At 62.8% G+C, this 26,748-nt stretch carries 27 protein-coding genes; 7 read left to right on the top strand and 20 right to left on the bottom strand.

The genetic code is table 11. The annotated features are described in order from the left end of the window. Positions 1 to 273: 273 nt before the first annotated feature. The gene (locus tag V1286_RS05385; protein ID WP_334478070.1) at positions 274 to 963 is read right to left on the bottom strand and encodes a TetR/AcrR family transcriptional regulator; all 690 of its coding nucleotides are present in this window, start codon (positions 961 to 963) and stop codon (positions 274 to 276) included. A 199-nt stretch (positions 964 to 1,162) separates the two neighbouring features. Between V1286_RS05385 and V1286_RS05380 the strand changes: the two genes are divergently transcribed. From V1286_RS05380 to V1286_RS05370, 3 genes are all read left to right on the top strand, one after another. Continuing rightward, positions 1,163 to 1,780, top strand: a complete 618-nt coding sequence (locus V1286_RS05380) for a hypothetical protein (protein WP_334478066.1) — start codon at positions 1,163 to 1,165, stop codon at positions 1,778 to 1,780. A gap of 164 nt (positions 1,781 to 1,944) precedes the next feature. Then, a complete protein-coding gene (locus V1286_RS05375) occupies positions 1,945 to 2,637 on the top strand; it encodes a winged helix-turn-helix transcriptional regulator (RefSeq protein WP_334478064.1) in 693 nt (230 codons plus the stop codon). 98 nt (positions 2,638 to 2,735) lie between these two features. Further along, positions 2,736 to 3,176, top strand: coding sequence for a YybH family protein (locus V1286_RS05370; RefSeq protein ID WP_334478063.1), 441 nt, complete (start codon positions 2,736 to 2,738; stop codon positions 3,174 to 3,176). Positions 3,177 to 3,343: 167 nt separating this feature from the next. Here the strand turns inward: V1286_RS05370 and V1286_RS05365 are convergent, their stop codons facing one another. Continuing rightward, positions 3,344 to 3,586 (bottom strand): hypothetical protein, encoded by a 243-nt coding sequence (locus tag V1286_RS05365; protein WP_334478062.1) that lies wholly within the window; start codon positions 3,584 to 3,586, stop codon positions 3,344 to 3,346. Between the two features lie 37 nt (positions 3,587 to 3,623). Continuing rightward, positions 3,624 to 4,367: an SDR family NAD(P)-dependent oxidoreductase gene (locus V1286_RS05360; protein WP_334478060.1), complete on the bottom strand. Its 744-nt coding sequence runs from the start codon at positions 4,365 to 4,367 to the stop codon at positions 3,624 to 3,626. 456 nt (positions 4,368 to 4,823) lie between these two features. Here V1286_RS05360 and V1286_RS05355 point away from each other — a divergent pair, with 456 nt between their 5' ends. Beyond that, positions 4,824 to 5,930 (top strand): DUF2336 domain-containing protein, encoded by a 1,107-nt coding sequence (locus tag V1286_RS05355; protein WP_334478058.1) that lies wholly within the window; start codon positions 4,824 to 4,826, stop codon positions 5,928 to 5,930. Between the two features lie 488 nt (positions 5,931 to 6,418). Then, entirely contained in the window at positions 6,419 to 6,868 is a 450-nt protein-coding gene (locus V1286_RS05350; protein ID WP_334478056.1) for a hypothetical protein, read from the top strand. A 637-nt stretch (positions 6,869 to 7,505) separates the two neighbouring features. On the opposite strand, the gene ilvC is transcribed toward V1286_RS05350, so the two are convergent. The 8 genes from ilvC to miaA all read right to left on the bottom strand — a co-directional run bounded on the left by ilvC (position 7,506) and on the right by miaA (position 15,519). After that, complete coding sequence (gene ilvC, locus V1286_RS05345; RefSeq protein WP_108515348.1) at positions 7,506 to 8,525, bottom strand: ketol-acid reductoisomerase; 1,020 nt, start codon at positions 8,523 to 8,525, stop codon at positions 7,506 to 7,508. A 146-nt stretch (positions 8,526 to 8,671) separates the two neighbouring features. Beyond that, entirely contained in the window at positions 8,672 to 9,277 is a 606-nt protein-coding gene (locus V1286_RS05340; protein WP_334478054.1) for a LysE family translocator, read from the bottom strand. 6 nt (positions 9,278 to 9,283) lie between these two features. Next, the gene (locus tag V1286_RS05335; protein WP_334478052.1) at positions 9,284 to 10,189 is read right to left on the bottom strand and encodes an EamA family transporter; all 906 of its coding nucleotides are present in this window, start codon (positions 10,187 to 10,189) and stop codon (positions 9,284 to 9,286) included. A 36-nt stretch (positions 10,190 to 10,225) separates the two neighbouring features. Beyond that, complete coding sequence (locus V1286_RS05330; RefSeq protein ID WP_108515354.1) at positions 10,226 to 10,921, bottom strand: class I SAM-dependent methyltransferase; 696 nt, start codon at positions 10,919 to 10,921, stop codon at positions 10,226 to 10,228. 3 nt (positions 10,922 to 10,924) lie between these two features. Further along, the gene (ilvN, locus tag V1286_RS05325; protein ID WP_108515356.1) at positions 10,925 to 11,467 is read right to left on the bottom strand and encodes an acetolactate synthase small subunit; all 543 of its coding nucleotides are present in this window, start codon (positions 11,465 to 11,467) and stop codon (positions 10,925 to 10,927) included. Between the two features lie 25 nt (positions 11,468 to 11,492). Further along, positions 11,493 to 12,479, bottom strand: coding sequence for a threonine dehydratase (locus V1286_RS05320; protein ID WP_334478049.1), 987 nt, complete (start codon positions 12,477 to 12,479; stop codon positions 11,493 to 11,495). 14 nt (positions 12,480 to 12,493) lie between these two features. After that, on the bottom strand, positions 12,494 to 14,269 hold the full coding sequence (locus tag V1286_RS05315; protein ID WP_334478047.1) for an acetolactate synthase 3 large subunit: 1,776 nt from the start codon (positions 14,267 to 14,269) through the stop codon (positions 12,494 to 12,496). Positions 14,270 to 14,607: 338 nt separating this feature from the next. Continuing rightward, positions 14,608 to 15,519 (bottom strand): tRNA (adenosine(37)-N6)-dimethylallyltransferase MiaA, encoded by a 912-nt coding sequence (gene miaA, locus V1286_RS05310; protein WP_334478045.1) that lies wholly within the window; start codon positions 15,517 to 15,519, stop codon positions 14,608 to 14,610. Positions 15,520 to 15,535: 16 nt separating this feature from the next. On the opposite strand from miaA, the gene serB reads away from it, so the two are divergent. Then, a complete protein-coding gene (gene serB / locus V1286_RS05305; RefSeq protein ID WP_334478044.1) occupies positions 15,536 to 16,438 on the top strand; it encodes a phosphoserine phosphatase SerB in 903 nt (300 codons plus the stop codon). A 98-nt stretch (positions 16,439 to 16,536) separates the two neighbouring features. Continuing rightward, positions 16,537 to 17,439 carry a restriction endonuclease gene (locus tag V1286_RS05300; RefSeq protein WP_334478043.1) on the top strand — a complete coding sequence of 301 codons (903 nt, stop codon included), beginning with the start codon at positions 16,537 to 16,539 and terminating at the stop codon, positions 17,437 to 17,439. Between the two features lie 355 nt (positions 17,440 to 17,794). Here the strand turns inward: V1286_RS05300 and V1286_RS05295 are convergent, their stop codons facing one another. The 9 genes from V1286_RS05295 to V1286_RS05255 all read right to left on the bottom strand — a co-directional run bounded on the left by V1286_RS05295 (position 17,795) and on the right by V1286_RS05255 (position 26,748). Next, complete coding sequence (locus tag V1286_RS05295) at positions 17,795 to 19,264, bottom strand: Do family serine endopeptidase (RefSeq protein ID WP_417021240.1); 1,470 nt, start codon at positions 19,262 to 19,264, stop codon at positions 17,795 to 17,797. Between the two features lie 311 nt (positions 19,265 to 19,575). Further along, positions 19,576 to 19,776 carry a DUF2065 domain-containing protein gene (locus tag V1286_RS05290; RefSeq protein ID WP_108515372.1) on the bottom strand — a complete coding sequence of 67 codons (201 nt, stop codon included), beginning with the start codon at positions 19,774 to 19,776 and terminating at the stop codon, positions 19,576 to 19,578. A gap of 93 nt (positions 19,777 to 19,869) precedes the next feature. Then, positions 19,870 to 20,769 (bottom strand): protease modulator HflC, encoded by a 900-nt coding sequence (gene hflC, locus V1286_RS05285; RefSeq protein WP_334478040.1) that lies wholly within the window; start codon positions 20,767 to 20,769, stop codon positions 19,870 to 19,872. After that, positions 20,766 to 21,911 (bottom strand): FtsH protease activity modulator HflK, encoded by a 1,146-nt coding sequence (gene hflK, locus V1286_RS05280; protein ID WP_334478038.1) that lies wholly within the window; start codon positions 21,909 to 21,911, stop codon positions 20,766 to 20,768. The genes hflC and hflK overlap by 4 nt, the downstream gene beginning before the upstream one ends. 184 nt (positions 21,912 to 22,095) lie before the next feature. Then, the gene (locus V1286_RS05275) at positions 22,096 to 22,608 is read right to left on the bottom strand and encodes a dihydrofolate reductase (RefSeq protein WP_334478036.1); all 513 of its coding nucleotides are present in this window, start codon (positions 22,606 to 22,608) and stop codon (positions 22,096 to 22,098) included. Then, on the bottom strand, positions 22,608 to 23,093 hold the full coding sequence (locus tag V1286_RS05270; protein WP_334478035.1) for a GNAT family N-acetyltransferase: 486 nt from the start codon (positions 23,091 to 23,093) through the stop codon (positions 22,608 to 22,610). Before V1286_RS05270 ends, V1286_RS05275 begins: the two co-directional genes overlap by 1 nt. Before the next feature lie 22 nt (positions 23,094 to 23,115). Continuing rightward, positions 23,116 to 23,910, bottom strand: coding sequence for a thymidylate synthase (locus V1286_RS05265; RefSeq protein ID WP_334478034.1), 795 nt, complete (start codon positions 23,908 to 23,910; stop codon positions 23,116 to 23,118). Between the two features lie 174 nt (positions 23,911 to 24,084). Continuing rightward, positions 24,085 to 25,068: a tripartite tricarboxylate transporter substrate binding protein BugD gene (locus tag V1286_RS05260; RefSeq protein WP_334478032.1), complete on the bottom strand. Its 984-nt coding sequence runs from the start codon at positions 25,066 to 25,068 to the stop codon at positions 24,085 to 24,087. Positions 25,069 to 25,182: 114 nt separating this feature from the next. Next, a complete protein-coding gene (locus V1286_RS05255) occupies positions 25,183 to 26,748 on the bottom strand; it encodes a tripartite tricarboxylate transporter permease (protein ID WP_334478030.1) in 1,566 nt (521 codons plus the stop codon).

The raw sequence follows: 26,748 nt of genomic DNA, 5'->3' as shown, positions 1-26,748 counted from the left end.
GAATACGCAACATGACCCGGCGCAATGCAAAGCCTTGGCTGGTGACGACCAGGAGACGCACGACCCATCCGGAACCTGTGCCGTGTCATAAAAACGTAGTGGTTTCGTCATGAACGCGCAATGAATTTGCCCCGCAGGGTAAATACGGGGGACAGTCATTCCGGGGCGCGAAGTAGCCCGGCTTGGTCACCGTCATTCCGGGGCGCGAAGCGAACCCGGAATCTCGAGATTCCGGGTTCGATGCTTCGCATCGCCCCGGAATGACACCAGTTGTCAGGGTCGCTTGGCAATGCCCTCGATGAACAGATCGAGGATCGCCTCGGCGGTCTGCTCGGCCTCGGGGCCGGCGACGCCCCAGCGCGGGAAATGGCCGTCGATATTCATTCGGGCAAATCCATAGACCAGCGCCCGGCCGGCGATCTGGACCGCCTTGAGGTCACCCGAACGGAGCTGGCCCGCCGCAAAGGCCTCCTCGAGCGTGCGCTCGGTGAGTTCGATCAACTCGGCATTGTTGCGGGAGACGCCAGCCGCCTTGTCGTGATCGAACAGCCGGCGGCTGGAGATGACCTCGAAATGCGTCGGGTTTCGCATCGCCCAGCGCAGATAGGCCAGACCCAGGCAGCGAAACCGCGCCAGGGGATCGCCAGCCGGCGCTTCGGCCAGCGCCGCCTCGATCTCGGCGCGGAACCGCCGCTGCGCCTCCTCCGCCACCGCCTGCATCAGGGCGTCGCGGCTCGAAAAATGCCGAAACGGCGCCCCCGGCGAGACGCCGGCGCGGCGGGCGGCCTCGCGGACGCTGACCGCCTCCGCCCCGCCTTCGCCGACCAATTGCAGCGCGGCGTCGATCAGGACCCGCCGGAGATCGCCATGGTGATACGGCTTTGGCGCGGGCGCTCGCGAAACGCGGCGGCGCGGTTTGGCCGTGGGCGCTTTCGCTGCGGGAGATTTGGCGGCAGGACGCATGCCCTCTCCTACCATCACCGCCTTGTGAATGTAAGCACCGATTACACGGGTTGACCAAACGGGCCATGGACATGTAACTGGTGATTACATCACCATCCGCATCATTGCGAGCGCAGCGAAGCAATCCATCTCGCCACGTCAAGAAAGAATGGATTGCTTCGCTTCGCTCGCAATGACGGCGCAAACAATGGGGCGAAACATGCCGACGCGTCAGAACTGGTTCGATGGCTGGCGGCTGTTCGCCCTGCTGTCGCTGACACTGCTCGCACTTAGCATCTGGATCGCCGGCATGCGGGGTTTTGAGGCCGACGGCGTGCGGATGGTGATCCGCTTCACCGCGCGGACCTCGCTGGTGCTGTTCTGCCTCGCCTTCGCAGGTGCCGCACTGGCCCGGCTGTGGCCCAACGCATGGACGCGATGGCAGCGCCGCAACCGCCGCTATCTCGGCGTCAGCTTTGCGGCCTCGCACGCCATCCACGCGGTCGCCATCTTAGCCTTCGCCATGATGGATCCCATAGGATATGCCGCAGCAACCTCGACCGCGTCCTACATCTTCGGCGGCATCGGCTATGCCTTCATCATCGCGATGACCGCAACCTCGTTCGACCGCACCGCGGCCGCGATCGGCGCGCGCGCCTGGCGCCGGCTGCATCTCGCCGGCGGCTATTACCTGCTGTTCCAGTTCATGGTGTCGTTCGGCAAGCGGATTCCCGACATGCCGCTCTACGCGCTGTTCCTGATTCCGCTGGTTGCCGTGTTCGCGCTACGGATGATCGCGATGGCGCCGCGGGCGCAACGGACCGTGCGGATGGGATGAGCTGGGACGTGGTCTCATTAACGCGCAGCCAGCCATAGCCGGATGGGATGCAAGCTGAACGAAGGCAAGGTAATTGGCGGCAGGAAAGCGTCGATACCGACGCGCGTGCAATTAGTCCACAAACTGGACTACCTTGCAGCCCCTCGTGATGCTAAAATTGTTGCATGAAAGGCTATGGATCATTTTGCCCTGTAGCCAAAGCCGCGGAAATTCTCACGGAGCGGTGGACTCCGCTCGTGCTCCGCGAGCTGTTGCTAGGTTCCCGCCACTTCAACCAGCTTCGCCGCGGCATCCCACAGATGTCGCCGACCCTCCTCTCCAAGCGCCTGCAAACGCTAGAAGAAGCAGGGCTAATCTCACGCCAATCAGGCGATAACGGGCATTGGGAATACCATCCAACCCGGGCGGCCAGGGAAGCCGGGCCAATTATCGATGCAATGGGCTATTGGGGCCACAGATGGGCGCACAGCCAGCTCACACCCAACGAACTCCACGCGGGCCGGCTGATGTGGAACATGCGCCGTTCGTTCTATCTGAAGCATATTCCATGCGACTTTGTGCTGTACATCGAGATTGCGGACACCCGACAGAAGCGCTGGTGGTTTGTTGTGAAGAAGGAGGAAGCCGATCTCTGCTGGAACGATCCCGGCTTCGAGGTCGATATCAGCCTCTATGCGAGCCTGCTGACGCTTGTGCAGATTTTCATGGGCGATCAGCCGCTGCTACTGGCGCGTGAGCTCGGCAAGATCGAGATCGACGGTCCTAACCATCTTGTGAAGAGCATGCCGGCTTGGTTCCCACGCAGCAAATATTCCCATGAGGCGCCTGAGGGCCGCAGATCAGCCTTAGCCAGTTAAGAACACCCTCTTCAGTCCAGTTTTTGGACTAGCGCTTCCCCCAGTAGTAGCTGCGAATGCGCTCACGCGAAAAGCATCTCAGCTAAAAGGAGGCAAAGATGACTCGCATTTCGCTTATTTCATTCGCCCTTCTTCTGATTGTCAGCCACGCCAGTCAAGTATTGGCGGATCCGCTCGCAGATAAGGTGACGTCGATGAACGCCCAATGGGATGCCGCCATTAACAACGCAGACTTCGATGCCCTATTACCATTGTATACCGCGGACGGCAGATTGATGCCGCCTGGCGCGCAGCCCGTCAGCGGTCCTCCGGCAATCCGTGATTTCTTTGCTGGGCGGGGAAGAAGCGTCAGAAATCACAAGGTTGAGCTGGTGGATGTGCTACCGATCGGGAACTACGCCTATACCACGTCCCGTTTCACGGCCACGTTAATGGTGAATGAGAAGGCGGCGCCAATTTCCGGCAGCACTGTGAGACTTCTTGAACGCCAACCCGACGGACAGTGGAAGATAAAGTCTCATATCTTTGTAAAAGAATAAATTCGTGGCTGCCACGACCATCCGCTCAGGCACCCACAAACCTGACACGGGTCGCAGGTGATAGATGGTCACGCGCCCTCGCCCCATAGAGCCATTTCGCTGCCGCGCAGCAACCACGCCCGTTTAGGAGAAAAGCGGACCTGACCGAAAATTTATGAGTACGCGCCCTAGTCATCCCCGAGCAGATGGTATTTCCGTCCAAGCCGGCGATGCACCGTGATGACGGCGCGGTCGACGTCGCTGATCAGGCTGTCGCCAAGGACGACATTGGGGATTTCCCAGTTCCGGCCCTCGCGAATGTTCGGGAGCCCGCGCACCGCGGGCACGGATGCCGTTTCGCATCCCGGCTGGCTGCGCAGCGCCTCGTCGGCGATTTGCGTCAGCTCCGCCCTGCTCTTTCCCGTCGTCACTGGTGACCGAGGCCTTCGGCGCGCGCTTCCATCATGCTTACCCCTGCGGCGTCAGCCCGAGGCGCTTGGCGATGATCCGGTCGAGGGTGCGCTTGGGCAGCACCGCCGCCATGAACTGCTGAATCGGATCCGGCGCGATCATGTAGCGCACCTTGGGGCTCGGCAACGTCAATGCCCCGAACACCTTCTCGGCAATTGTCTCCGCCGGCAATCCGGTGGCACCAAGGCCGAGCATGAAGGCGCGGATTTTCTCCAGCGCCGGAAAATACGGCGAGTTCTTGTAAGGAGAGATATCGACCTCCTCGGCCTTGCTCCAGATCGGCGTCTTCACCGCGCCCGGCGCAATGATGATGACGTCGATCCCGAACAGCATCAGTTCGCGGCGCAGGCTCTCTGACAGCCCCTCGATCGCATGCTTCGAGGCGGCATAGGCTGCCGTCATCGGGCTGCCGCTCTTGCCGGAGACCGAGGAGATCATCACGATCCGTCCCTTCGGTCCCTTCAGGGACGGATCGGAGCCGAGCAGCGGTCCGAAAGCCTGGGTTGCGATGATCGGCCCGATGAAATTGACCTCCATCTGGCGGCGGAATTCGTCGGCGGCGAGTTCGAGCACCGGGCCGGTGACCGCAATGCCGGCATTGTTGACGAGGCCGGCGAGCGTTTCGCCATTGAGGGCGCCACGGACCTCGCGCGCGGACACGCGGAAACCGCGGTCGAGCAACATCTTGGCGCTGGCCCAGCCAATGCCGGTGGACGCCCCGGTGATGACAACAGATCTCATGACCTTAAGCCCTTGTGAGAGGTTTAATGAAGTTCGTCGTGAAGGAATGCTTAAGCACCGGCTTGGTGAGCTTCCTCCGCGGGTGCGGCCAGCCTTGACGGCGTCTTGTTCGGCACGTTGCTATTCGATCTTTCCCGGGAACGGTTTGGAGAGGATAGCAGCCGGACCACGATACCGGAAGCTGCGGCACATGCCAGATCCGGTTCGACATCGGCGATTTATCGCGTGAAATCGCCGCATATGTCCCAATCGCGTTGGTAAAGCAATTCGGAACGCGGTGTTGGCAATGCGCGGCCTGCTTCGACGCCGACGCGCTTGTTACGCCGCCGCCAACCGATTGCCCATCTCAGGCGCAGTCGATCTGTATTTCTACCGGGTCGCGCCTTTAACGCGGGCGTAAGGCTCGGCTTGTCATTGTGCGCGCCAACCCTTCAACAACCAGACAGGCTGCCCACAATGGTGCAACAGCCGGCGCACTCAATCATTGCCGAACTTGAAGATGCCGTCAGAGGCGGCTCGTCTGCCCGACGGGTGGAAACCCTGCGGCAGGTCACCGATCTGTTCCTCAATGACGGGGAACGACTCAGCGACGACCAGGTCAAGGTCTTCGACGACGTGCTCTGCCTGCTGATCGCACGCGTCGAAACGCGGGCGAAGGCCGAACTTTCCAGGCGGCTGGCGCCGCTCGACTATGCGCCGTTCGAGGTGATCCAGCATTTGGCCTGGGACGACGAGATCGAGGTCGCCGGCAATGTGCTTGCCAATTCCAGCCGGCTCGGGACCGAGGTGCTGGTCGAGATCGCCAGCAGCAAGGGGCAGGACCACCTGCTCGCCATTTCCAGCCGTGCCGAACTGCCTGCGGCCGTGACCGACGTCATCGTCGGCCGCGGCGAAGACCAGGTGATCCGAAAACTCGCCAACAACGCCGGCGCCAAGTTCTCCGACCAGGGCTTTTCCACGATCGTCGCCCGCGCCGGCGCGGACGACGAACTGGTGGAAATCCTCGGCCTGCGCGCCGATTTCCCGGCAAAGTTCATTGCTGACCTGTTGCGCCGCGCCAAGGACGCGGTCCGCGCCCGGCTTTTGGCCATCGCGCCGCCCACAGTCCAGGAAGAGATCAAACGGGTCCTGAACGAGATCGCCCGCGAGGCACCGCCTTCGAGCCGCAGCTTCGGCGTTGCCGAGGAATACGTGAAGCTGATGAAGGGACTGAACGAGCTGGACGACGCGGCGGTCTACAAGTTCGCCGAATCGAACAAGTTCGACGAGGTCACCGTGGCGCTTGCCGTCCTCAACGACATGCCGGTCGAAATGACAGCCAGGCTGATGGAAGGCCCCCGCGCCGACCTGATCCTCATCCCCTGCCGCTCGGCACGCCTGAACTGGCCGACGGTCGAGTCGATCCTGCGCAACCGGCCGGTAAAGCCTCCGATCAGCGAACAGACGCTGGAGATCGCGCAACGTGATTTCCGCAAGCTGTCGATGGAGACGGCGCAGCGCACCGTCCGCTTCTGGCAGCTTCACAACAAGATCGAGAAGGAACCGATCATCCGGGCGAGTTGAGCACGCCGCCCCGGGCCCGGCATTTCCGTTCGAATGAGCGCGATGCCGGGAACTGATCATCACTGGCATGGATGCTGCCGGCGGTGACTCCATTGATCGTGATGATTTCGTCTTGGCCGTCCAGCCCGGAATGAACCTGCCGTATCGGCACCCGCACCGCCATCGATAAAAGTCGGCGCCGCCAAGGCCCGCAAGAACGTCACTGCCACCCTGAAATCGTCGCCGGCCGTTTGGATTCGCGGGCTTGGCCTGTAACTTCGACGCGATCGTTGCGGCGTCGCCCGAGCCGGGCTGTGCTCCGGGTGAGGCATCCGAGCAAACTATTTAAGGTTGTTCGCGGCTTGGTTGGAATGCTATGATCCGACTCGTGGTGCAGGGGGCTGCAATAACCGAATGAAACTGGAACTTCTCATTTGCGCGACGGTCACCCCCGTGGTGCTGCTGCTCGCGGCTCGCTTCACCATGCGGTACTTTTTCCCGCCAGACACATGATCGAGCGTCTTCAAACGGCAAAGGTGACTGGCATGGCGTTGGCTGTCTTTGCAGCCTATTTGCCTGTCGCGCTTTGGACGGCCCTCTCCGCTCCGCACCCGCCGAAGCCCGGCGCGCTGCTGGTAAGTGGTGCGACACTTTTCGGCAGCGACAAGACCAAACATATGTTCCTCTACAGGGGGCCGCCGGGCTTGCGGGCGCTGGAAGACAGCGATCCACAAAACCAGAGGTCTCCGGTTATTCTCTACGAGAACGACAAGGCGCTAGGACCGGCCTACAGCGCACACCACACCATCGAGGACATTGGTCTGGGCCGATATGCCCACTGGAAAGATTTCGGCATTATGTTCTCGTCCAGCGACAACACCGATCCCCGATACAACGGCAGAAACTACTGGATTGTGATTCCCGGGGACACGGCCACAGTCGCGAAATCCAAATCCTAGTCCGCGACAGAGGCGACTTCCCGGCTCAATAAATGCCACGCAATGCTGGAGACTGTCGCACGTTCCGACGACGGAACGCGCATCACTCTGCAGAGACTCAAGGTCGAGGCCGGGTTCGCTGCTGATCCAACACGTGAGACGTTCGAAGCGAGGAAACGGATACCGGTCCTGCTGTTCAACGCGCCGCCGATCTCGTTTCACGAATGAGAGCGCAGGTTAAGTAACTGCGCTTTGACTCGGTAAACGCTGGCTTTTCCGTCGCTAATGTATTTGTTGAATTGCTTCGCACCAAGAATGTGCATGAAGCGTCAGCTCTTCGTTTCGGCTCGGGCGGCACACTTGGCGCGAACGCCTTCAAGAATATAGTCGAGCCAACAATTCTTCGAAGAAACGGCGAGACCGCATTCGCGATCTCGCCGGATAATGCCGACCAAGGTTTAAGATTTGGTATGCCGGTAGTGCATCGTCGAACCGGCCACTGGATACTCTCGCGTCCCGGAAGCGGTGCAGCGCGTTAGCGATGCGCCGCAGAGCCGGAACCGCTTCGCGAGATGGACCCCGGACCAGCAGCGCATCACACCGGACGATGCTTCGCATCGCCGGGAGCGTGCTGCGCTGCATCCGGGGAACGACATCATCAGTTCTTCGTCTTGTCGACCAGCGCGCCCTTCTTGATCCACGGCATCATGTCGCGGAGTTTGGCGCCGACTTCCTCGATCGGGTGCTCGGCGAGCTTGGCGCGGGTCGCCTTGAACGAAGTCTGGTTGACCTTGTTTTCCAGCATCCAGTCGCGGGCGAACTTGCCGCCCTGGATGTCGGCGAGGACGCGCTTCATCTCGGCCTTGGTCTCCGCGGTCACGATGCGCGGGCCGGTGACGTATTCGCCGTACTCGGCGGTGTTGGAGATCGAGTAGTTCATGTTGGCGATGCCGCCTTCATAGATCAGGTCGACGATCAGCTTCACCTCGTGCAGGCACTCGAAATAGGCCATCTCGGGCGCGTAGCCGGCTTCGACCAGCGTCTCGTAGCCGCCCTTGATCAGCTCGACCAGGCCGCCGCAGAGCACCACCTGCTCGCCGAACAGGTCGGTCTCGCACTCTTCCTTGAAGGTGGTCTCGATGATGCCGGCGCGGCCACCGCCGATTGCCGAGGCGTAGCTGAGGCCGAGGTCATGGGCGTTGCCCGAGATGTCCTTGGCGATCGCGATCAGGCAGGGCACGCCGCCGCCGCGCTGGTATTCCGAGCGGACGGTGTGGCCGGGGCCCTTCGGCGCGATCATCAGCACGTCGAGGTCGGCGCGCGGATCGAGCAGGTTGAAATGGACGTTGAGGCCGTGGGCGAACACGAGCGCGGCGCCCTTCTTCATGTTGTCGTGCAGGTGCTCGCGGTAGATGTCGCCCTGCAGCTCGTCGGGGGTGAGCATCATGACGAGGTCGGCCCATTTGGCGGCTTCGGCGACTTCCATCACCTTGAAGCCGGCGGCCTCCGCCTTCTTGGCCGAGGCCGAACCCTTGCGGAGCGCAATCGCGACTTCCTTGACGCCGGAATCCTTCAGGTTCAGCGCATGGGCGTGGCCCTGGCTGCCATAGCCGACGATGACGACCTTCTTGCCCTTGATCAGGTTCAGGTCGGCGTCGCGATCGTAATAAACACGCATGGTCGTTTCCTTAATCGATGGCCAAATCGGCCGGTTAATCAGGCATTTGGGTTAAGTGGGACCGCCGGTCGCCCGCGAATTTCCGGCGTTGTCTAGAGCATTTTCCCCCCGAGGGGAAACCCGTTTCTGCATGGCGCGGTGCGGCATCATGCGTCCATGAAGACCGGGTAGAGCGAGGCCAGCAGCAGCACCGCCATGACGATGTTGAAGGCCCGCACCGCCCGCGGGGAGGTCAGGACCGGCCGCAGCGCCGTGCCGAACAGGGCCCAGGTGGTGCAGGACAGGATACCCAGGAGCAGGCTCAGCCCGACCTGGATCACGATGTTCCAGGGGTAAGCGGCGATCGCCGCATAGGCGGTGATGGTGCCGATCACCATGACCCAGCCCTTGGCGTTGACCCACTGGAACATGGCCGCGCCCCAGAATGTCATCGGGCGGCCGCGGGCCTTGTCCTGCTCCGCCGAGGGCGGCTCGGAGATCGCGATCGCCCAGGCCAGGTAGACCAGGTAGGCCACCCCGGCATATTTCAGGATGGTCTGCAAAATCGGATAGGCGATGAAGATGGTCCCGAGCCCGAGGCCAACCGCGCCGACCATGAAGGCAAAGCCGACCGTAATGCCCATGATGTGGGGGATGGTGGGACGGAAGCCGTAGGTCAGCCCCGACGACAGCAGCATGATGTTGTTCGGCCCCGGTGTGAAGAACATCACCGTGGCGAACATGACGAAGGCGATCAGGAGCGAATGCGACATGGGGCCTCACGCGATCTTTGGCAGAACTTGTTTTTCTAAGGCCGAATCTTCTGAAGTCTTGGGACGCTTCGACAGCAGCATGACGGCAATGCCACCCACCACCGTGACCATGCCGGCGAGCCGCAGCGGTCCAAAGGTTTCGCCGAACACCACGCTCGAGGCGGCGGAACCGACGAACGGCACCAGCAGCGCGAACGGCACCACCTGCGCCGCCGGGTAGTCGCGCAGCAGCCTCCCCCACAGCCAGTAGGCGATGCTGGTGGAGACCCCGCCGAGACCGATCATGCACATCAGGCCGGTCAGCGACATATGGGTCAGCGCATGCCAGGTCGGCTGCGGGCCATTGCTGACCAGCGTCAGCGCAAGCAGCGGGACCGCCGCGACCAGACACAGCCACGCGAACAGGTCGAACATCGGCACATCAGGCGCGCGCCGGAGCAACAGATTGCCGGCCGCGAAGCTGAGCGGCGAGATCATCAGAACGGCAAACGCACCGACGCTGAAATCGTAACCGACGGTGCCGCAGATCATCAGCAGGCCAATGGTGGCAACACCGATGCCGACGGTCTGCCATGCGCCCGGCCGCTCGCGGAACAGCAGCGCGGCAAAGCCGATGGTGAACAGCGCCTGGCTCTGCACGATCACGCTGGAAAGACCGACGGGAACGCCATACGCGATGGCAAAGGCTTGCGCCAGAAACTGGCCGAGGAACAAAGTGAAGCTGATCGAGGCCAGCACCGTCCATGAAACCTTCGGCCGCGCCACGAACAGGCAGGGCAAGGCGGCGATGGCGAAGCGCAGAGTCGTCATCAGTTCCGGCGAAAATTCGTTGAGCGCGATCCGGCTCGCGACAAAGGCAAGCCCCCAGATCACCGCCACCAGGACGGCGATGCAGACATCGGCCGGTTTCATTTTTCTTGGCTCTGTTGGTTCTTGGCTCTGTTGGTCTTAGCTCTGTTGGTCCGGCTTCGGTTTGCGCAGGAGATAGGTGCCGTGCAGCGGCGCGTGATAGTCGACGGATTCCAGCGTGAAGCCGACATCGGTCAGCATGCGCTCGATCACCCAGCCGAAGGTCGAGTATTCGTCGCGCATATGGGTGACCACGCCCTCGCGCTGGAAATCGTGGTTCTTGATGGTGAAATCGGCCCACTGCTCGACATCGCGCTCGGTGCCGTCCGGCGTGCTGACGAACACGATGTCGCGCAGGTAGAAATTGGCGCCGGGCTTCAGCGCCGCATAGATTCTTGCCAGCGACACAGCCTTCCAGAAATCCGGCAAATGGTGCAGCGTGAATTCGCTGACGATCAGGTCATAGGAATTCGGCTGGTAGGCGAAGCTCAGCATGCCGGCCGGCTGGGTGCGGATCGCCACCTTGCGGTCGCGGGCCTGGATGTTGGCGAGCGCCAGCATCGCCGGCGAAATGTCGATCGCGTCGACTTCGGCGCCCAGCAGCGCCGCCTCGCAGGCCAGTACGCCGTTGCCGCAGCCGATATCGGCCACCCGCCAGCCCTTCTGCACGCCGAGCATGGTCAGCGCGGCGCGGGCGCGGAGGTCGCTGTCGTCATGCCGGTCGTAGATCGAGGCGACCGCGGAATCGAGCCCGAGTTGCCGCCTTTGATTGTAATACCAGTCCCGCGCCAGCATGTTTCACATCCCCTCAGGCCCGCGCCCGATCGCAGCAACGCCGGTGCGCGACACTTCGACAAGGCCGAGCGGGCGCATCAGGTCGATGAATTGACTGATTTTGGAAGAATTGCCTGTGATCTCGAACACAAAACTCTCGGTGGTGGCGTCGATCACGCGGGCGCGGAACGCATCCGCCAGCCGCAGCGCCTCGACCCGGTGGTCGCCGCCGCCACGCACCTTCACCATCGCGAGCTCCCGTTCGATCGAGCGGCCAGTGATCGTCATGTCGACGACGCGATAGACCGGCACCATGCGGTCGAGCTGGTGCTTGATCTGCTCGATCACCATCGGCGTGCCTGTCGTGACGATGGTGATGCGCGAGAGATGTTTCTGGCTTTCAGTTTCAGAGACCGTGAGGCTCTCGATGTTGTAGCCGCGGCCGGAGAACAGCCCGATCACGCGCGCGAGCACGCCCGGCTCGTTCTGCACCAGGACCGAGAGCGTGTGCGTCTCGTTGGGATCGTGGCGCTCTTCCAGGAAGTAGGCGGATGCGGGCTGGTTCATTATCGTCCCCTCAAATGTCCTCTCGTCACACCATCGCCCGTTGGGCGGTAGCAGTGATGTCTGTCCCGATCCATTTTTGGAACAGATCGAAATCGATATTGCCACCGCTCAGGATCAGGCCGACGCGCTTGCCGGCGAGCTTGGCCTTCTCCTGCAGCGCCGCTGCGAGCGCAGCCGCGCCCGCGCCTTCGGCGAGATTGTGCGTGTCGGTCCAGTAGGCGCGCACCGCCGCGGCGACCTCATCGTCCGTGACCTGCACGATGCGCGAGGCACCCTTGCGGATGACCGCAAGCGCTTCGGCCACGGGAACGCGGGTGGCCATGCCGTCGGCCAGCGTGTTGCTGGACTCAGTCGTCACGACCGTGCCGGCCGCAAACGACAGCGCATAGGATGGCGCTTCGGTCGACTGCACGCCGACGATCTCGGTTTTGCGCCCGAGCAGATCGCGCGCCATGATGCAGCCGCAGATGCCAGAACCCTGCCCGATCGGCACGTAGAGCACGTCTAGGGCGGGCGCCGCGCGCAGCAATTCGAGCGCATAGGTCGCGACGCCGAGCACGAGGTCGGGATGGAATGACGGCACCATGTGAAGGCCGGCGAACTGGGCATGGCGCGCGGCTTCTTCGGCTGCCGCCTGAAAGTCCTCGCCATGTTCGACCAGTTCGGCACCGAACGCGCGCATGGCGCGGTTCTTCTCCACCGAATTGCCGCGCGGCACATAAATCACGGCCGGAACACCGTGGCGGCCGGCCGCGAAGGCGAGGCTCTGCCCGTGATTGCCGCGCGTGGCGGAAATGATCCCGGGCGTATTCGGCCGCTCCCGCTTCAGCCGGTCGAGATAGACCAGCCCGCCGCGCACCTTGAAGGCGCCGATCGGCGTGTGGTTCTCATGCTTGACCACGACATCAGCGCCGAGCCGCTCGCTAAGCAACGGCCACGCATGCGCCGGCGTCGGCGGCACCGCCTGCCCTACGATTTCGTGCGCGCGTTCGAGCTCCTCGAGGTCAAACATTTTGCGGTCTCACCTCACACCAGCGCCTTGCCGCCGGCGAACGCGGCGGCGGTGGCTTCGTCGGTGGCTTCCGCCGGCAGCAGCATTTCGTTATGCGCCTTGCCGGACGGAATCATCGGGAAGCAGTTTTCCAGCGCAGCGACGCGGCAATCGAACAGCACCGGGCGCTTGACCTTGATCATCTCCTTGAGCGCGCCGTCGAGATCGCCGGGCTTGATCGCCTGCAAACCGACGCAGCCGAACGCGTCCGCGAGCTTGACGAAATCCGGCAGCGCCTCGGAGTAAGAATGCGACAGCCGGTTGCCATGCAGGAGCTGCTGCCACTGCCGCACCATGCCCATGTACTGGTTGTTCAGGATGAAGATCTTGATCGGCAATTCAAACTGAACGGCCGTCGACATCTCCTGCATCGTCATCTGCACCGAGGCGTCGCCTGCGATATCAATCACGAGGCTGTCGCGATGCGCGACCTGCACGCCAAGTGCTGCCGGCAGGCCGTAGCCCATGGTGCCCAGGCCACCCGACGTCATCCAGCGGTGCGGCTCCTCGAACCCGAAGAACTGCGCCGCCCACATCTGGTGCTGGCCGACTTCGGTCGTGATGTAGGTGTCATGGCCGCGCGTCGCCTCGAACAGCTTCTGGATGGCATACTGCGGCAGGATGACGTCGTTGCTCTTCTTGTAGGCGAGCGAATTACGCGCGCGCCAGGTGGCAATCTCCTGCCACCAACTCTTGATGTCGGGCTTCTTCGCTTCCGCCTTGAACACCTGCAGCAAATCGCCGAGCACATTGCCGGCGTCGCCGATGATCGGCACGTCGACATGGATGTTCTTGTTGATCGAGGACGGATCGATATCGATGTGGATCTTCTTGGAGCCCGGCGAGAACGCATCGACGCGGCCGGTGATGCGGTCGTCGAAGCGCGCGCCGACGCACAGCATGACGTCGCAACCATGCATCGCCATGTTGGACTCGTAGGTGCCGTGCATGCCGAGCATGCCCAGCCAGTTCTTGCCGGTCGCGGGATAGGCGCCGAGGCCCATCAGGGTCGAAGTGATCGGGAATCCCGTGACCTCGACCAGCTCGCGCAACAGCTTTGACGCCTCAGGCCCGGCATTGATGACGCCGCCGCCGGAGTAGATCACCGGCCGCCTGGCCGAAGCCAGCAGCGCGACGGCTTTGCGAATCTGCGTCGCATCGCCCTTCACGCGCGGCGTGTAGGAAACGTGCACGTCGTCCCTGCGCGGCGGATGATAGGTACCGGTTGCAAACTGCACGTCCTTGGGCACGTCGACCAGCACGGGTCCGGGACGGCCCGTGGTCGCGACGTAGAACGCCTCGTGCAGCACCTTGGCGAGATCGTTGACGTCACGCACCAGCCAGTTGTGCTTGGTGCAGGGACGGGTGATGCCGACGGTGTCGCACTCCTGGAACGCGTCGTTGCCGATCAGATGCGTCGGCACCTGCCCGGTGATGCAGACCAGGGGAATCGAATCCATCAGGGCGTCCGTCAGCGGCGTCACCATGTTGGTGGCGCCGGGGCCCGACGTCACCAACACCACGCCGGGCTTGCCGGTCGAGCGCGCATAGCCCTCGGCCGCATGGCCGGCGCCCTGCTCGTGCCGCACCAGGATGTGCTCGACGTCGCTCTGCTGGAAAATCTCGTCATAGATCGGAAGCACTGCGCCGCCGGGATAGCCGAACAGGTGCTCGACACCATGATCGATGAGCGCGCGCACGATCATCGCAGCGCCGGTCATCTGGTTCGGATCGTGGCTCTTGTCGGTCATGGTCTGCTCCGGTGCACTGCTGCCAGCGGCTTTTTTCGGTTTCGAGTTTCTTTTCGAATTTCTTTCAGGGAATAAAAAAAGGGCCCGAGAGGCCCCATGCACACCGCCTGAATTTGGGATGGCCTCAGCCACCCCCGGCGGTGCGCCTGGGTACGACTACGATAAGGAGTTTGGTAATAATATTGCGCATTCGGCGGCTCGGACTTCCCAAAGGTTGCGCGGTTATACCGCCCAGTCCCCGGAAGTCAAGGGAAGGACCGCCATTTGCGCGATTTAGGCAGTGTAACTGTGTTCCGGCGGTTCGGCGAGTGGGATTTTTATGCGTGCAGCCATGCGGGCTACGGCAGATGGCTTTCCACCCACTCCCTCGCCGTCTCCGGCTTCACCCACTCGAACTCCGGCAGTTGATGCCTGAACCAGGTGAATTGGCGCTTGGCGTAATGGCGGGTGTCGGCGCGGCCGATTTCGGCGGCCTGTTCGCGCGTGATTTCGCCGCGGAGGAAGCGGATCAGCGCGGGCACGCCGTGGGCCTTCATTGCTGGCAGCAGGGGATCGAGCTTTCGCGCGGCAAGCGCCGCGACTTCCTCCAGCGCGCCGGCGTCCAGCATCGTGCCGAACCGCGCATCGATCCGCGCATAAAGCTGGTCCCGTTCGGGCGCGAGGAACAGGGCGGTGAATTCGCTCCGAGGCAGCAGCGGCGGCAGGCTTTCGCGATGCCAGTCCGGCAGCGTACGGCCAGTGGCCTCCACGACCTCCAGCGCGCGCGCAATCCGTGTGCGGTCGCGCGGCTTCAGGCGCTCGGCCGAGACGGAATCGCGCCGCGCCAGGTCTGCATGCAGCGCTTCGACACCGTCACGCTCCAGCCGGGCGCGAACAGCCTCGCGCACCTCGGCCGGGATCGGCGGCACCGCGGAAAGACCGCGCGTCAACGCCTTGAAGTACAGGCCGGAGCCCCCGATGAAGACGGCCAAGCGCTTTTCCGCCCGCGCCTCCGCTAGCACTTTGGCAGCGTCCGCGACCCAGGCGCCGGCCGAGAAATTGACTGACGCGTCGACATGGCCATAGAGCCGGTGCGGCGCGCGGGCCTCCTCCTCCACCGTCGGCCGCGCCGTGATGATGCGGAGATCGCGATAGACCTGCATGGAATCGGTGTTGATGATGATACCGCCGGCCTTTTGCGCCAATTCGAGCGCCAGGGCCGACTTGCCGCTGGCGGTCGGTCCTGCGATAAGCACGGCCTTGCTCAACATTAGCGAATTCGCCTGCATGTCCCTCGTCGCCACCCTTATCTGCAACCCGGCCAATCCCGCGCTCGACACCACCATCGTCGACGGCGCGCTGGCCGTTCTCCCCTCGCCGGGAACGGCGCAATGGCTGTTCGACGAGGTGGCAGTCGACATTCCCTTCGACTATCGGGTCAAGAGCCCTGATGACATCAAGGCGATCGAAGCCCGCCTGCAACAGGCGCGCGGCGACCTGCCGATCGACATTGTCGTGCAGCCTGTAGCTTTCAGGCGCAAGAAGCTTTTTCTGGCCGACATGGATTCCACCATGATCGGCCAGGAATGCATCGACGAGCTGGCCGATTTCGGCGGGCTGAAGGCGCATGTCGCCGGGATCACCGAACGGGCGATGCGCGGCGAAATCGAATTCGAGCCGGCGCTGCGCGAGCGCGTTGCGCTCTTGAAAGATCTGCCTGTCGGCGTGGTCGACGAGGTCTTGGCAAAACGCATCACGCCGACGCCGGGCGGCCGCGAGCTGGTGATGACCATGCGCGCCAGCGGCGCTTACACCTGCCTGATCTCGGGCGGCTTCACGCTGTTCACCCATGCGGTCGCCGCCAAGATCGGCTTCCAAGAGAACCGCGCCAACACGTTGATGGTACGCGACGGCAAGTTCAGCGGCGAAGTCGCAGAGCCGATCCTCGGCCGCGCCGCCAAGCTGGCCACGCTGATCGAGCTTCGCGAGTCCTTCGACCTCGACGAGATCGACACGCTGGTGACCGGCGACGGCGCCAACGATCTCGGCATGATCCAGGCGGCGGGGCTCGGCGTCGCCTATCACGCCAAGCCGGCAGTCGCGGCTGCCGCCGCCGCGCGGATCGACTACGGCGACCTCACCGCGTTGTTGTATGCGCAGGGGTATCGGCGCGAGGAGTTCGCGGACTAATTGAAATCGGTTCGTTGCTCACGCCAGCAACGTGAACCTATTGCGACGATGAGCAACCTTAAGTAGCTTGCTACGAATGAGCATCTTAAGGGGTCGCAATGAGCCAACCTAAGACGGTTGATCGTGGCGTTTCATTCATCAAATTCGTGCTTGGACTTCTAAGGGCTCACCCGGACGGCATGCGCCCACGCGACATCTACGCGGAGATCGAATCAAAGCTGCCTTTGGATGATTTCGACAAGGAGACGATGAAGGGGTCGGGGCTGCCGCGGTGGCGAGCCGCCCTCCATTTCCACTCTGTCGCTGCGACGAAGGCTGTATTGCTCGTCAAGTCGGACGGACGATGGCGGGTGACCGACGAAGGCCAGAAGTTCGTGACGCTGCCGGATTACGAACTCAAGCGGCTGATGCGATCCCGCTACCGCGAATGGCGCTGGAGCCACCCGAAGGGCAAGCCGGAAGCCGGAATTGCAAACGCTGCCGACGAAACGGCGCCACTCGACACTTCGGTTTTGTTCGAAGATGCCAAGGAGAAGGCGCGCGAAGAAATCGACACCTATCTCGACACCCTCTCGGGCTACGAATTTCAGAACCTCGTGGCGGCCTTGCTTGAAGGGATGGGATACGCCACCAGCACCGTCTCAAAACCAGGCTCGGATGGAGGAACGGATATCCTTGCCTATATCGATCCGCTGGGCGCGCAGACGCCGCATATCCGCGTTCAAGTAAAGCATCGAGACCAGACAGCTTCGCGTGAAGATGTCGCGGCACTTCGAGGCATCATTCGGGGCGATCGGGAAATTGGCCTGTTTGTTTCTTCCGGCGGCTTCTCACGGGAGGCGCGTCGCGAAGCAGGCCACGGCGCCGTTCACATCGAACTGGTCGACCTCGACCGCTTTCTTGAACTATGGCTGCAGCACTACAGCAAGATACCTGAAGTCAAGCGATCGAAGCTTCGCCTTGAACCAATCCACTTTCTGGCCGTCGTCTCGCTCACCTGAGGCATTCGCGCATTACTACCGAAGAGTTCGCGGTGACGCTGGCCGCGGGCGCGCGGATCGACGGCGATCTCACCGCGTTGCAAGGTATCGGCGCGAGGAGTTCGCAGGGTGGGAGGTAGTGCCCAACTGTCATCACCCGCGAAGGCGGGTGATCCAGTATTCCAGAGACGTCAGCGATAGAACCGAAGGGCCGCGGCGTATTGGATACTCCGCCTTCGCGGAGTATGACAGCTAGAGCGGGATGACTTTTCTTCGAATCGTCATCCCACTCTATCTCTTTGATTTACGCATGATCTTTTCGGAAAACCGGTACCCACTTTTCCGGATCATGCTCTAGCGCGTGGCGGCGCGCCCCCTACTGCACGCTCAGCGCCACGAACCTCAATTCGCCTTCGCCGTTCGAGACCAGCAGCAGCACCGACTTCTTGCCGTCCTTCTTGAGCTGATCGACGCGCTTCTTGATGTCGGCCGCGTTGCTGACCGCTTCCTGCGCCACCTCGACGATGACGTCGCCGGCGGAGAGCCGCTTTTCGGCGGCATCGGAACCGTTGTCGACGCCGGTGACGATCACGCCCTTCACGCTGTCCTTGATCTTGTACCTGGTGCGCAGGTCCTTGCTCAGCGCGGCGAGATCGAGGCCGAGCGCCTTTTGCGTCACCGGCTTCTCGACGGGGTCTTCCTTGGTCTTGGCGGCGGCCTGCTGCACCTTTTCAGTATCCTCGAGGCGCCCGAGCATGACCTTGCGGCTTTCCTCCTTGCCCTTGCGGATGATCACCACGTCGACTTCCTTGCCGACCGCAGTGTCGGCGACGACGCGCGAGAGATCCTTCGGGTCCTTGACGTCCTTGCCGTCGAACTTGACGACGACGTCGCCGGGCTCGATGCCGGCCGGCTTGGCCGGCCCCTTGTCGTCGACGCCGGCAACCAGCGCGCCGCGCGCAGGCTTGATGTTGAGGCTTTCGGCGATCTCCTCGGTGACCTGCTGGATCCGCACGCCGAGCCAGCCGCGGCGCAGTTCGCCGAACTGCCGGAGCTGATCGACCACGCCTGCCACCGTCTTCGACGGCACCGCGAAGCCGAGGCCGATCGAACCGCCGGTCGGTGAAATGATCAGCGTGTTGACGCCGACCACCTCGCCTTCGAGGTTGAACAGCGGCCCGCCGGAATTGCCGCGATTGATCGATGCATCGGTCTGGATGTAGCTGTCATACGGTCCCTGGCTGATGTCGCGGTTGCGCGCCGACACGATGCCGGCCGTGACCGAGCCGCCGAGGCTGAACGGATTGCCGATCGCGATCACCCACTCGCCGAGCCGCAGCTTGTCGGAATCGCCGAACTTCACCGCGTTCACCGGCTTCACCGGCTTGAACTTCAGCACCGCAATGTCGGTCTTCTTGTCGACGCCGACCAGTTCGGCCTTGATCTTGGTGCCGTCATTCATGATCACGTTGATCTCGTCGGCATCCGCGATGACGTGATTGTTGGTGACGACGACGCCTGCGGCGTCGATGATGAAACCGGAGCCGAGCGAATTGGTCTTGCGGCGCTGCAACTCACCGCTCTTGTCGCCGTCCTTGGGGGCGCCGCCGCGACGGTTCTTGAAGAAATCGTCGAAGAACTCTTCGAACGGCGAGCCCGGCGGCAATTGCGGCATCGCTTCCCTGTTGTTGCCGCCGCCTTTGGCCTCGACGTTCTGCGAGGTCGAGATATTGACGACGGAATCGATCACCTTTTCGGCAATGTCGGCGATGCCGTCCGGCCCGCGCGCGCTAGCCGGCGCCGACGCCAGCAAGCTGGCGGCACTGAGCGAGATCGCAATCCCCATCAGGCACAGGCGGCGGCTCAAGGCGGGTCTGGCACCGGTCATGTCGGCTTGTCTCCAAGGGGGTGAATTCGGGCCTACAGTGCGCCCGAACGGGTCCGAGGCGCAAGCATCTGCGCCTGATATTCCGGCGAAAAACCGGCTCACGATTGCGTTGGCGTCACAGCTAGTTGCGGGCCGTTTATTGCCGTCATTCCGGGGCGCGAAGTCAAACTAAGATGCAATTGCACATCTTAGAACCTTTGGGTTCCCCGGTGTGCACTTGCACAGCTGAGGTCTGGTCCTTCGGACCATCCCGGAATGACGGTGAATATCTACCGCCGCACAAACCAGATCAGCACCAGACCCACGACCGCCGAAACGATGCCGACGATCCGCAGGACATTGTCCGGCGTTGCCAGCGCGCTCTTCATCGCCCGGCGCATCCAGGCCGGACTGGCGGCGAACATCAGGCCTTCGAGCACAAAGAGGATACCCACACCGATGAGGAAGTCGGTGAACGCTATGGACCTCATCGGAAAACAACCCCCCGCTATTCAGCGTCTTTTGCTTTTATGCCGGCGAAGCGGACCCGCTTCGCCGTAACGCGTGTATCCGGCCGGACGTTCTTAAGGCTTCGGTGCCGCAGCCGCCGGCGGATGGCCCGACGGATTGGCGAAGAAGCGGAAGAACTCGGAATCCGGCCGCAGCAGGAAGCGGGTGTCGTTGGAACGGAGCCCGGTCTCGTAGGCCGACATCGAACGGTAGAAGGCGAAGAAATCCGGATCCCTGCCATAGGCCTCGGCGAACAGACGGTTGCGTTCGGCGTCGCCGACACCGCGGGTCTGCTCGGCGGTCGAATTGGCCTCCGCAACGATGACGGTCGCCTCGCGATCGGCCTTGGAGCGGATCTCCTGCGATTTCTGGCCGCCCTGGGCGCGGAATTCCTGGGCCTCGCGCTCACGTTCGGTCTGCATGCGCTTGTAGACCGCCTGGCTGTTCTGTTCCGGCAGATCGGCGCGGCGGATACGCACGTCGACCACCTGGATGCCGTACTGATCGGCCTCCCGGTCGAGCTGCTCGCGGATGCGCGTCATCAGGCCCTCGCGCTCGTCGCGCACCACATTGATGAAGGTGACCTCGCCCAGCACGCGGCGCAGCGCCGCGTTCAAGAGCGTGGTGAGCTGGATGTTGGCGGCCTGGATCGAGCCGATGCTCTGATAGAAGCGCAACGGGTTCTTGATCCGGTAGCGGGCGAAGGCGTCGACGACGAGCCGCTTCTGGTCGGAAGCGATGACTTCCTGCGACGGATTTTCCAGATCGAGGATGCGCTTGTCGATGCTGATGACGGTGTCGATGAACGGCGCCTTGAAGTTAAGGCCCGGCTCCGACACGACGTCGACCGGCCGGCCGAGCCGAACCACGAGCGCCTGTTCGGTCTGCGACACCGTGAAGATCGAGCTGTAGCCCACGATCGCCGCGAGAAACAGCAGGATCAGGGTGACAATACCTGCAACGGGAGACCTCATCGGGTGCCTCCGGTCTGCTGCTGGCCAGCCGTCGGCGCCGGACGGCGCGGCGTCAATTCGCTGAGCGGCAGATACGGCACGAGGCCTTGGCCTTGTCCGGAGTTGCCGCCGTCATAGACCAGCTTCTCGGACCCGCCGAGAATCCGCTCCATCGTCTCCAGGTAAATTCGCTGCCGCGTCACGTCAGGCGCCTTCTTGTATTCGTCGTAGACTTTCGTGAAGCGCGCGCTCTGGCCCTTGGCCTCGGCGACCGCCTGTTCCTTGTAACCTTCGGCGACCTGCAGGATCTGCGCGGCGCGTCCGCGCGCGTCGGGAACGACGCGGTTGGCATAGCTCTGCGCCTCGTTCTGCAGCCGCTCGAAGTCGGCACGCGCGGCCTGCACGTCGCGGAACGCGTCGATGACCTGCGCGGGCGGGTCGACCTTCTGCATCTGCACCTGCGTGATCTGCACGCCGGAGCCGTAGGTATCCAGCGTCTTCTGCATCAGTTCCTGGACCGCCTGCTCGGTCGTATTGCGGGCGCCGGTGAGGATCGGCTGGATCTGCGAACGCCCGATCACCTCGCGCATCGCGCTTTCGGCCACTGCCTTCACGGTGCCTTCGGGGTTTTGGATGTTGAACAGGAAATTGCCGACGCCGTCGGGCTTGATCCGCCACAACACGGTAAAGTCGACGTCGACGATGTTTTCGTCGCCGGTCAGCATAAGGCTTTCTTCCGGCACGTCCCGCATGGTGCGGCCGCGCCGTGCCGGATCGTCGATCAGCGACATGCCGATCGAGAGGGTGGAGACGCGCAACGCCTTCGGAAGCAGCACGGCCTCGATCGGATAGGGCAGATGATAGTTCAGGCCGGGCTGAACGGTGCGCACGTGCTTGCCGAAGCGCAGCACGACGCCGAGCTCTTCCGACTGCACGCGGAAGAATCCGGACAACCCCCAGATCGCCAGCGCGCCAACCAGCACCAGCGCGATGCCCATGCCGCTGAAATGCCCGCCGGGCAGAAGCTGCTGCAGCTTGTCCTGGCCGCGCCGCAGGAGGTCCTCCAGATCGGGGGGCCTTGGCCCGACCGATTGCGGACCGCCGCCCCATGGTCCTTTGGGACCCTGGCCCCAGGGGCCCCCGCCTTGATTCTTCCACGGCATATAAACTCTCCTCTGCGGGTGGCCGGGTCCGCCTGTGGGGCAGGATGCCTTAAAGCCTCGCATATCCGCCCGGCTTTATAGGGGACCGCTAGGTCCCTTACAACGCAAGCTTACTGCTCGAAGCAGCTATGCCTGACGCCATAATTGTCAATGCAAACATTGGTTAGCGAGGTTAACGCGACGATTAGCGCTTCCCGCGCCGGCGAAATGTCACATAGGAGAAATCGGCACTGTCGTGCGGCCCGGCCGGATTCCGCACGCGCGCCACCTCTTCCCATGCGGTTGGATCGACGGGTGGGAAACGCGTGTCGCCATCGGGCCGGGCGTGCACCTCGGTAATCTCGAGGCGATCGGCGTCCTCCATCCACTGGGCATAGATTTCCGCGCCGCCGATCACAGCGATCTCAGTGGCGAAACGTCGCAGCGCATCGCCGGTGGCGATCGCCCTCGCATCCGCGAAGGAGTTGGCGACCACAACGCCGCCGGCGCGAAAGCCCACGTCGCGGGTGACGACGATATTGGTCCGTCCGGGAAGCGGCCGGCCGATCGTGACGAAGGTCTTGCGCCCCATCACCACAGGCCTTCCCGTTGTCAGCGCCTTGAAGCGCGCCATGTCGGACTTCAGCCGCCACGGCATGGCGCCGCTGGCCCCGATCACGCCGTTCTCGGCGACTGCCACGATGAGAACGATTTCCATTACCGCGTCCCTTGCGCCAGCGCCGTCAGATCAGGACCGCCGACCCGGCAAATCGTCCACTCGTCCATCAGTTCGGCGCCGAGCGATTTGTAGAATTCGATCGACGGCGTGTTCCAGTCGAGCACCGACCATTGCAAACGCGACCAGCCGTTTGCCACGCATTCCCTTGCGAGATGCACCAGCAGCGCCTTGCCGATACCCTTGCCGCGCAGTGCGGGGCGAACGAACAGGTCTTCCAGATAGATCCCGGAGCGGCCGCTGAAGGTCGAGAAATTGACGAACCAGACCGCGAAGCCGGCAGGCATCCCGTCCCATTCGGCGATCTCGCAGAACAATCGCGGATTGGCGCCGAACAGCGCCGCATCGATGTCGGCCTCCGTCGCCTCCATTTCGTGAAGCAGCTTTTCGTATTCGGCGAGTTCGCGAACAAAGGACAGGACGAGTCCCGCTTCGCCCGGCCGCGCGCGGCGGATCAGAAGGGACATCAGATGCTCACACCGCTGCTGCTCATACGGCGACTTCGGCCTTGATGTGCGGGTGCGGATCGTAGGCCTCGAGAGCAAAATCCTCGTACCGGAATGCAAAGATATCCTTCACGTCCGGATTGATCTTCATGACCGGCAATTGACGCGTCGGCCGCGTCAGTTGCAGCCGCGCCTGCTCGAGGTGGTTGGAGTAGAGATGCGTATCGCCGAACGAGTGCACGAAATCGCCGGGCTTCAATCCCGTCACCTGCGCGACCATCATGGTCAGCAACGAATAGGACGCGATGTTGAAGGGGACACCGAGGAACACGTCGGCCGAGCGCTGATAGAGCTGGCAGGACAGCTTGCCGTTGGCGACATAGAACTGAAACAGGCAATGACAGGGCGGCAGCGCCATCTTGTCGACGTCGGCCGGATTCCACGCGCTCACGATCAGCCGCCGCGAATCCGGGTTGCGCTTGATCATGTCGATGACGTTGGAAATCTGGTCGATGCTGCGCCCGTCCGGCGCCGGCCAGGAGCGCCACTGCGATCCGTAGACCGGACCCAGATCGCCGTTGGCGTCGGCCCATTCATCCCAGATCGAAACGCCATTGTCCTTGAGATATTTGATGTTGGTGTCGCCGGCGAGGAACCACAGCAATTCGTGCACGATCGCCTTCAGCGGCAACCGCTTGGTGGTCAGCATCGGAAACCCGACCGACAGGTTGAACCGCATCTGGTGACCGAAGATCGACAGCGTGCCGGTGCCGGTGCGGTCGTGCTTCTCCGCGCCGTCTGAGAGAATCCGTTCGAGCAGATCGTGGTACTGGTTCATGGCAGGTGCTTCAGGCCTTTGTCAGAACGGCGAATTTAGCGGTCGGGACATCCGATCGACACGCCGATTCGGCTTCGCACACCGATTATACCCGGAAAAATGATCATCCCGCGCGCAAACGACAAGGGGCGGAACCTGCGTCCCGCCCCTCGCTCATTGTCTTGATTGTATGGGTTAATTCACCGGCTTGAGCACCGGCGTCCACTTCGCGACCTCGTTCTTCACCAGGGTTCCCAACGCAGCCGGGGTGCGATCCGCGGCAGCCGGGATAACGCTGCCGAGATCGAGCAGGCGCTTGCGCACGCCCTCGTCCTCCAGCGCCTTGACGATCGCGGCGTTCAACTTGGCAACGACGTCCGCTGGCGTTCCCTTGGGCGCAAAAATCGCGTTCCACGCCTGAGCCTGGAAGGCCGGCAGACCGGCCTCGGTGGTGGTCGGAACATCAGGCAGGGATGGATTGCGCTCCGCCGTCGCCACGGCATAGGCCTTGATCGTGCCGCCGTTGATCTGCGGCACCGCATTGACGATCTGGTCGCACATGTAATCGACCTGCCCGCCCACCAGCGCGTTCATCGCAGGCCCGGTGCCGTTGAAGGGAACGCCGATCGGCTTGACCCCCAGGATCGAGTTCAACAATTCGCACGATACGTTCGAGACCGAACCGACGCCGGCATGCGCCGCGTTGACCTTGGATTCATTCGCTTTCACATAGGTGATGAATTCCTTGAGGTCCTTCGGCGGGAAATCCTTCCGCGCCAGGATCAGGATCGGCGTGCCGGCGAGCAGGCCGACAGGCTCGAAATCCTTCTCCGGATGATAGGCCAGCTTGGGATAAAGCGGTACGGAGGCCGCATGCGTCCCCATATGCCCGGTGATCAGCGTATAGCCGTCATTGGCTGCCTTCGAGGCGCGTGTGGTGGCGGTGGTGCCGCCGGCGCCGACCACGTTCTCGATGATGATGGTTTGACCGAGCGTCTGCGCCATATGGCCGGTGACGATGCGCGAGATGACATCGGTCGGACCGCCAGCCGCAAACGGCACGATCATGGTGATGCTGCGTGTCGGATAGGCTTGAGCCTGCGCCTGCGCAGTAAACACAGCCAGTCCGGCAAGCGCAGCCAAGCAACCGCTCGCAAGCGAGCGACCATACCAGTTCATTTTGATTTCCTCCCGAGATATTCGTAAATGCTGGCGCTCCCGAGCCGGCATTCGCTTCTCACATCAGTTAGCCCGAAGTCGCCCAGACTTCGAGCTGCGACGCACCGACGCAGGTCAGTTTTCTGACTCCACAAACACCTCATCGCGCTTCTTGCGCAGCGAAGGCAGTACCGCAAGCACCAGCAGGGCAGCGGCAATCGCCATCAGCACCGCCGACAACGGGCGGGTCAGGAACACTGACCAGTCACCGCGCGAGATCAGAAGCGCCCTTCGCAGGTTCTCTTCCATCAACGGCCCGAGCACCATGCCGAGCAGCAACGGCGCCGGCTCGAAATCGTGCTTGATCAGCCAGTAGCCGACCAGCCCGAATGCACCGGCAAGCATGACGTCGACCGGGGCGTTGTTCACCGAGTAGATGCCGATGGAACAGAAGATCACGATGGACGGGAACATCAGGCGATACGGCACCCGCAGCAGCCGCACCCAGATGCCGACCAGCGGCAGGTTGATGATGAGCAGCATCAAATTGCCGACCCACATCGAGGCGATCATGCCCCAGACGAGTTCCGGCTGCTTCTGCATCACCTGAGGACCGGGCACGATGCCGTGAATGGTCATCGCGCCGACCATCAGCGCCATCACCGCGTTCGGCGGAATGCCGAGCGTCAAGAGCGGGATGAACGAGGTCTGGGCGGCGGCATTGTTGGCGCTTTCGGGCGCCGCAACGCCCTGGATCGCGCCGCGGCCGAACTTCTGGGGCGTTTTCGAAATCTTCTTTTCGAGCGTGTAGGCCGCGAACGATGCGATCACGGCGCCGCCGCCCGGCAGAATGCCGAGGATCGATCCAAGCACGGTGCCGCGCCCGATCGCGGGCGCCGCATCCTTGAGATCCTTTGCCGTCGGCATCAGGCCCGAGACCTTTTGCTGAACCAACTGGCGATCGCTTTCACCGCCGGCATCGAGATTGCGGATGATCTCCGCAAAACCGAACAGTCCCATCGCCACCGTGGCGAAGCCGAGACCGTCAGCCAGTTCGGGAATGTTGAAAGCCATGCGCGATGCGCCGGTTTCGATGTCGGATCCCACCATCGACAGCAGCAGTCCGAGCACGATCATCGCGATCGCCTTCAGCACCGAGCCCTTTGCGAGCACGACCGCGAAGATCAGGCCGAGCACCATCAGCGAGAAATATTCGGCAGGCCCGAATGCCAGCGCGAGCTTGGTGAGCGGCGCGCCCAGCACGGCAATCAGAACGGTCGCGACGCAGCCGGCGAAGAACGATCCAATCGCCGCGATCGCCAGTGCCGGACCGGCGCGACCTTGTTTGGCCATCTGGAAGCCATCGAGCGCGGTGACCACCGAGCCGGCCTCACCGGGAATGTTGACCAGGATCGACGTGGTCGAGCCGCCATACTGCGCCCCATAATAGATGCCGGCCAGCATGATCAGCGCGCCGACCGGCGGCAGGCCGAACGTGATCGGAAGCAGCATGGCCACGGTGGCGATGGTGCCGATGCCCGGCAGCACGCCCACCAGCGTGCCGACCAGCGCGCCGATCAGGCACAGCAGAATGTTGACGGGGATCGGAATGGAGGTCCCGCCAAGAAAGGCCGGCGTCCACTGCACGAGGTTGAAAACGACACCGAAGCCGAGTCCAAGGTTTGAGAAAATATCTCCCAT

This window comes from Bradyrhizobium algeriense (genome assembly GCF_036924595.1).
GTDB lineage: Bacteria > Pseudomonadota > Alphaproteobacteria > Rhizobiales > Xanthobacteraceae > Bradyrhizobium > Bradyrhizobium algeriense.
The sequence above is the reverse complement of the archived record's forward strand: the minus strand, read 5'-3'. Positions and strand labels throughout refer to the sequence as shown.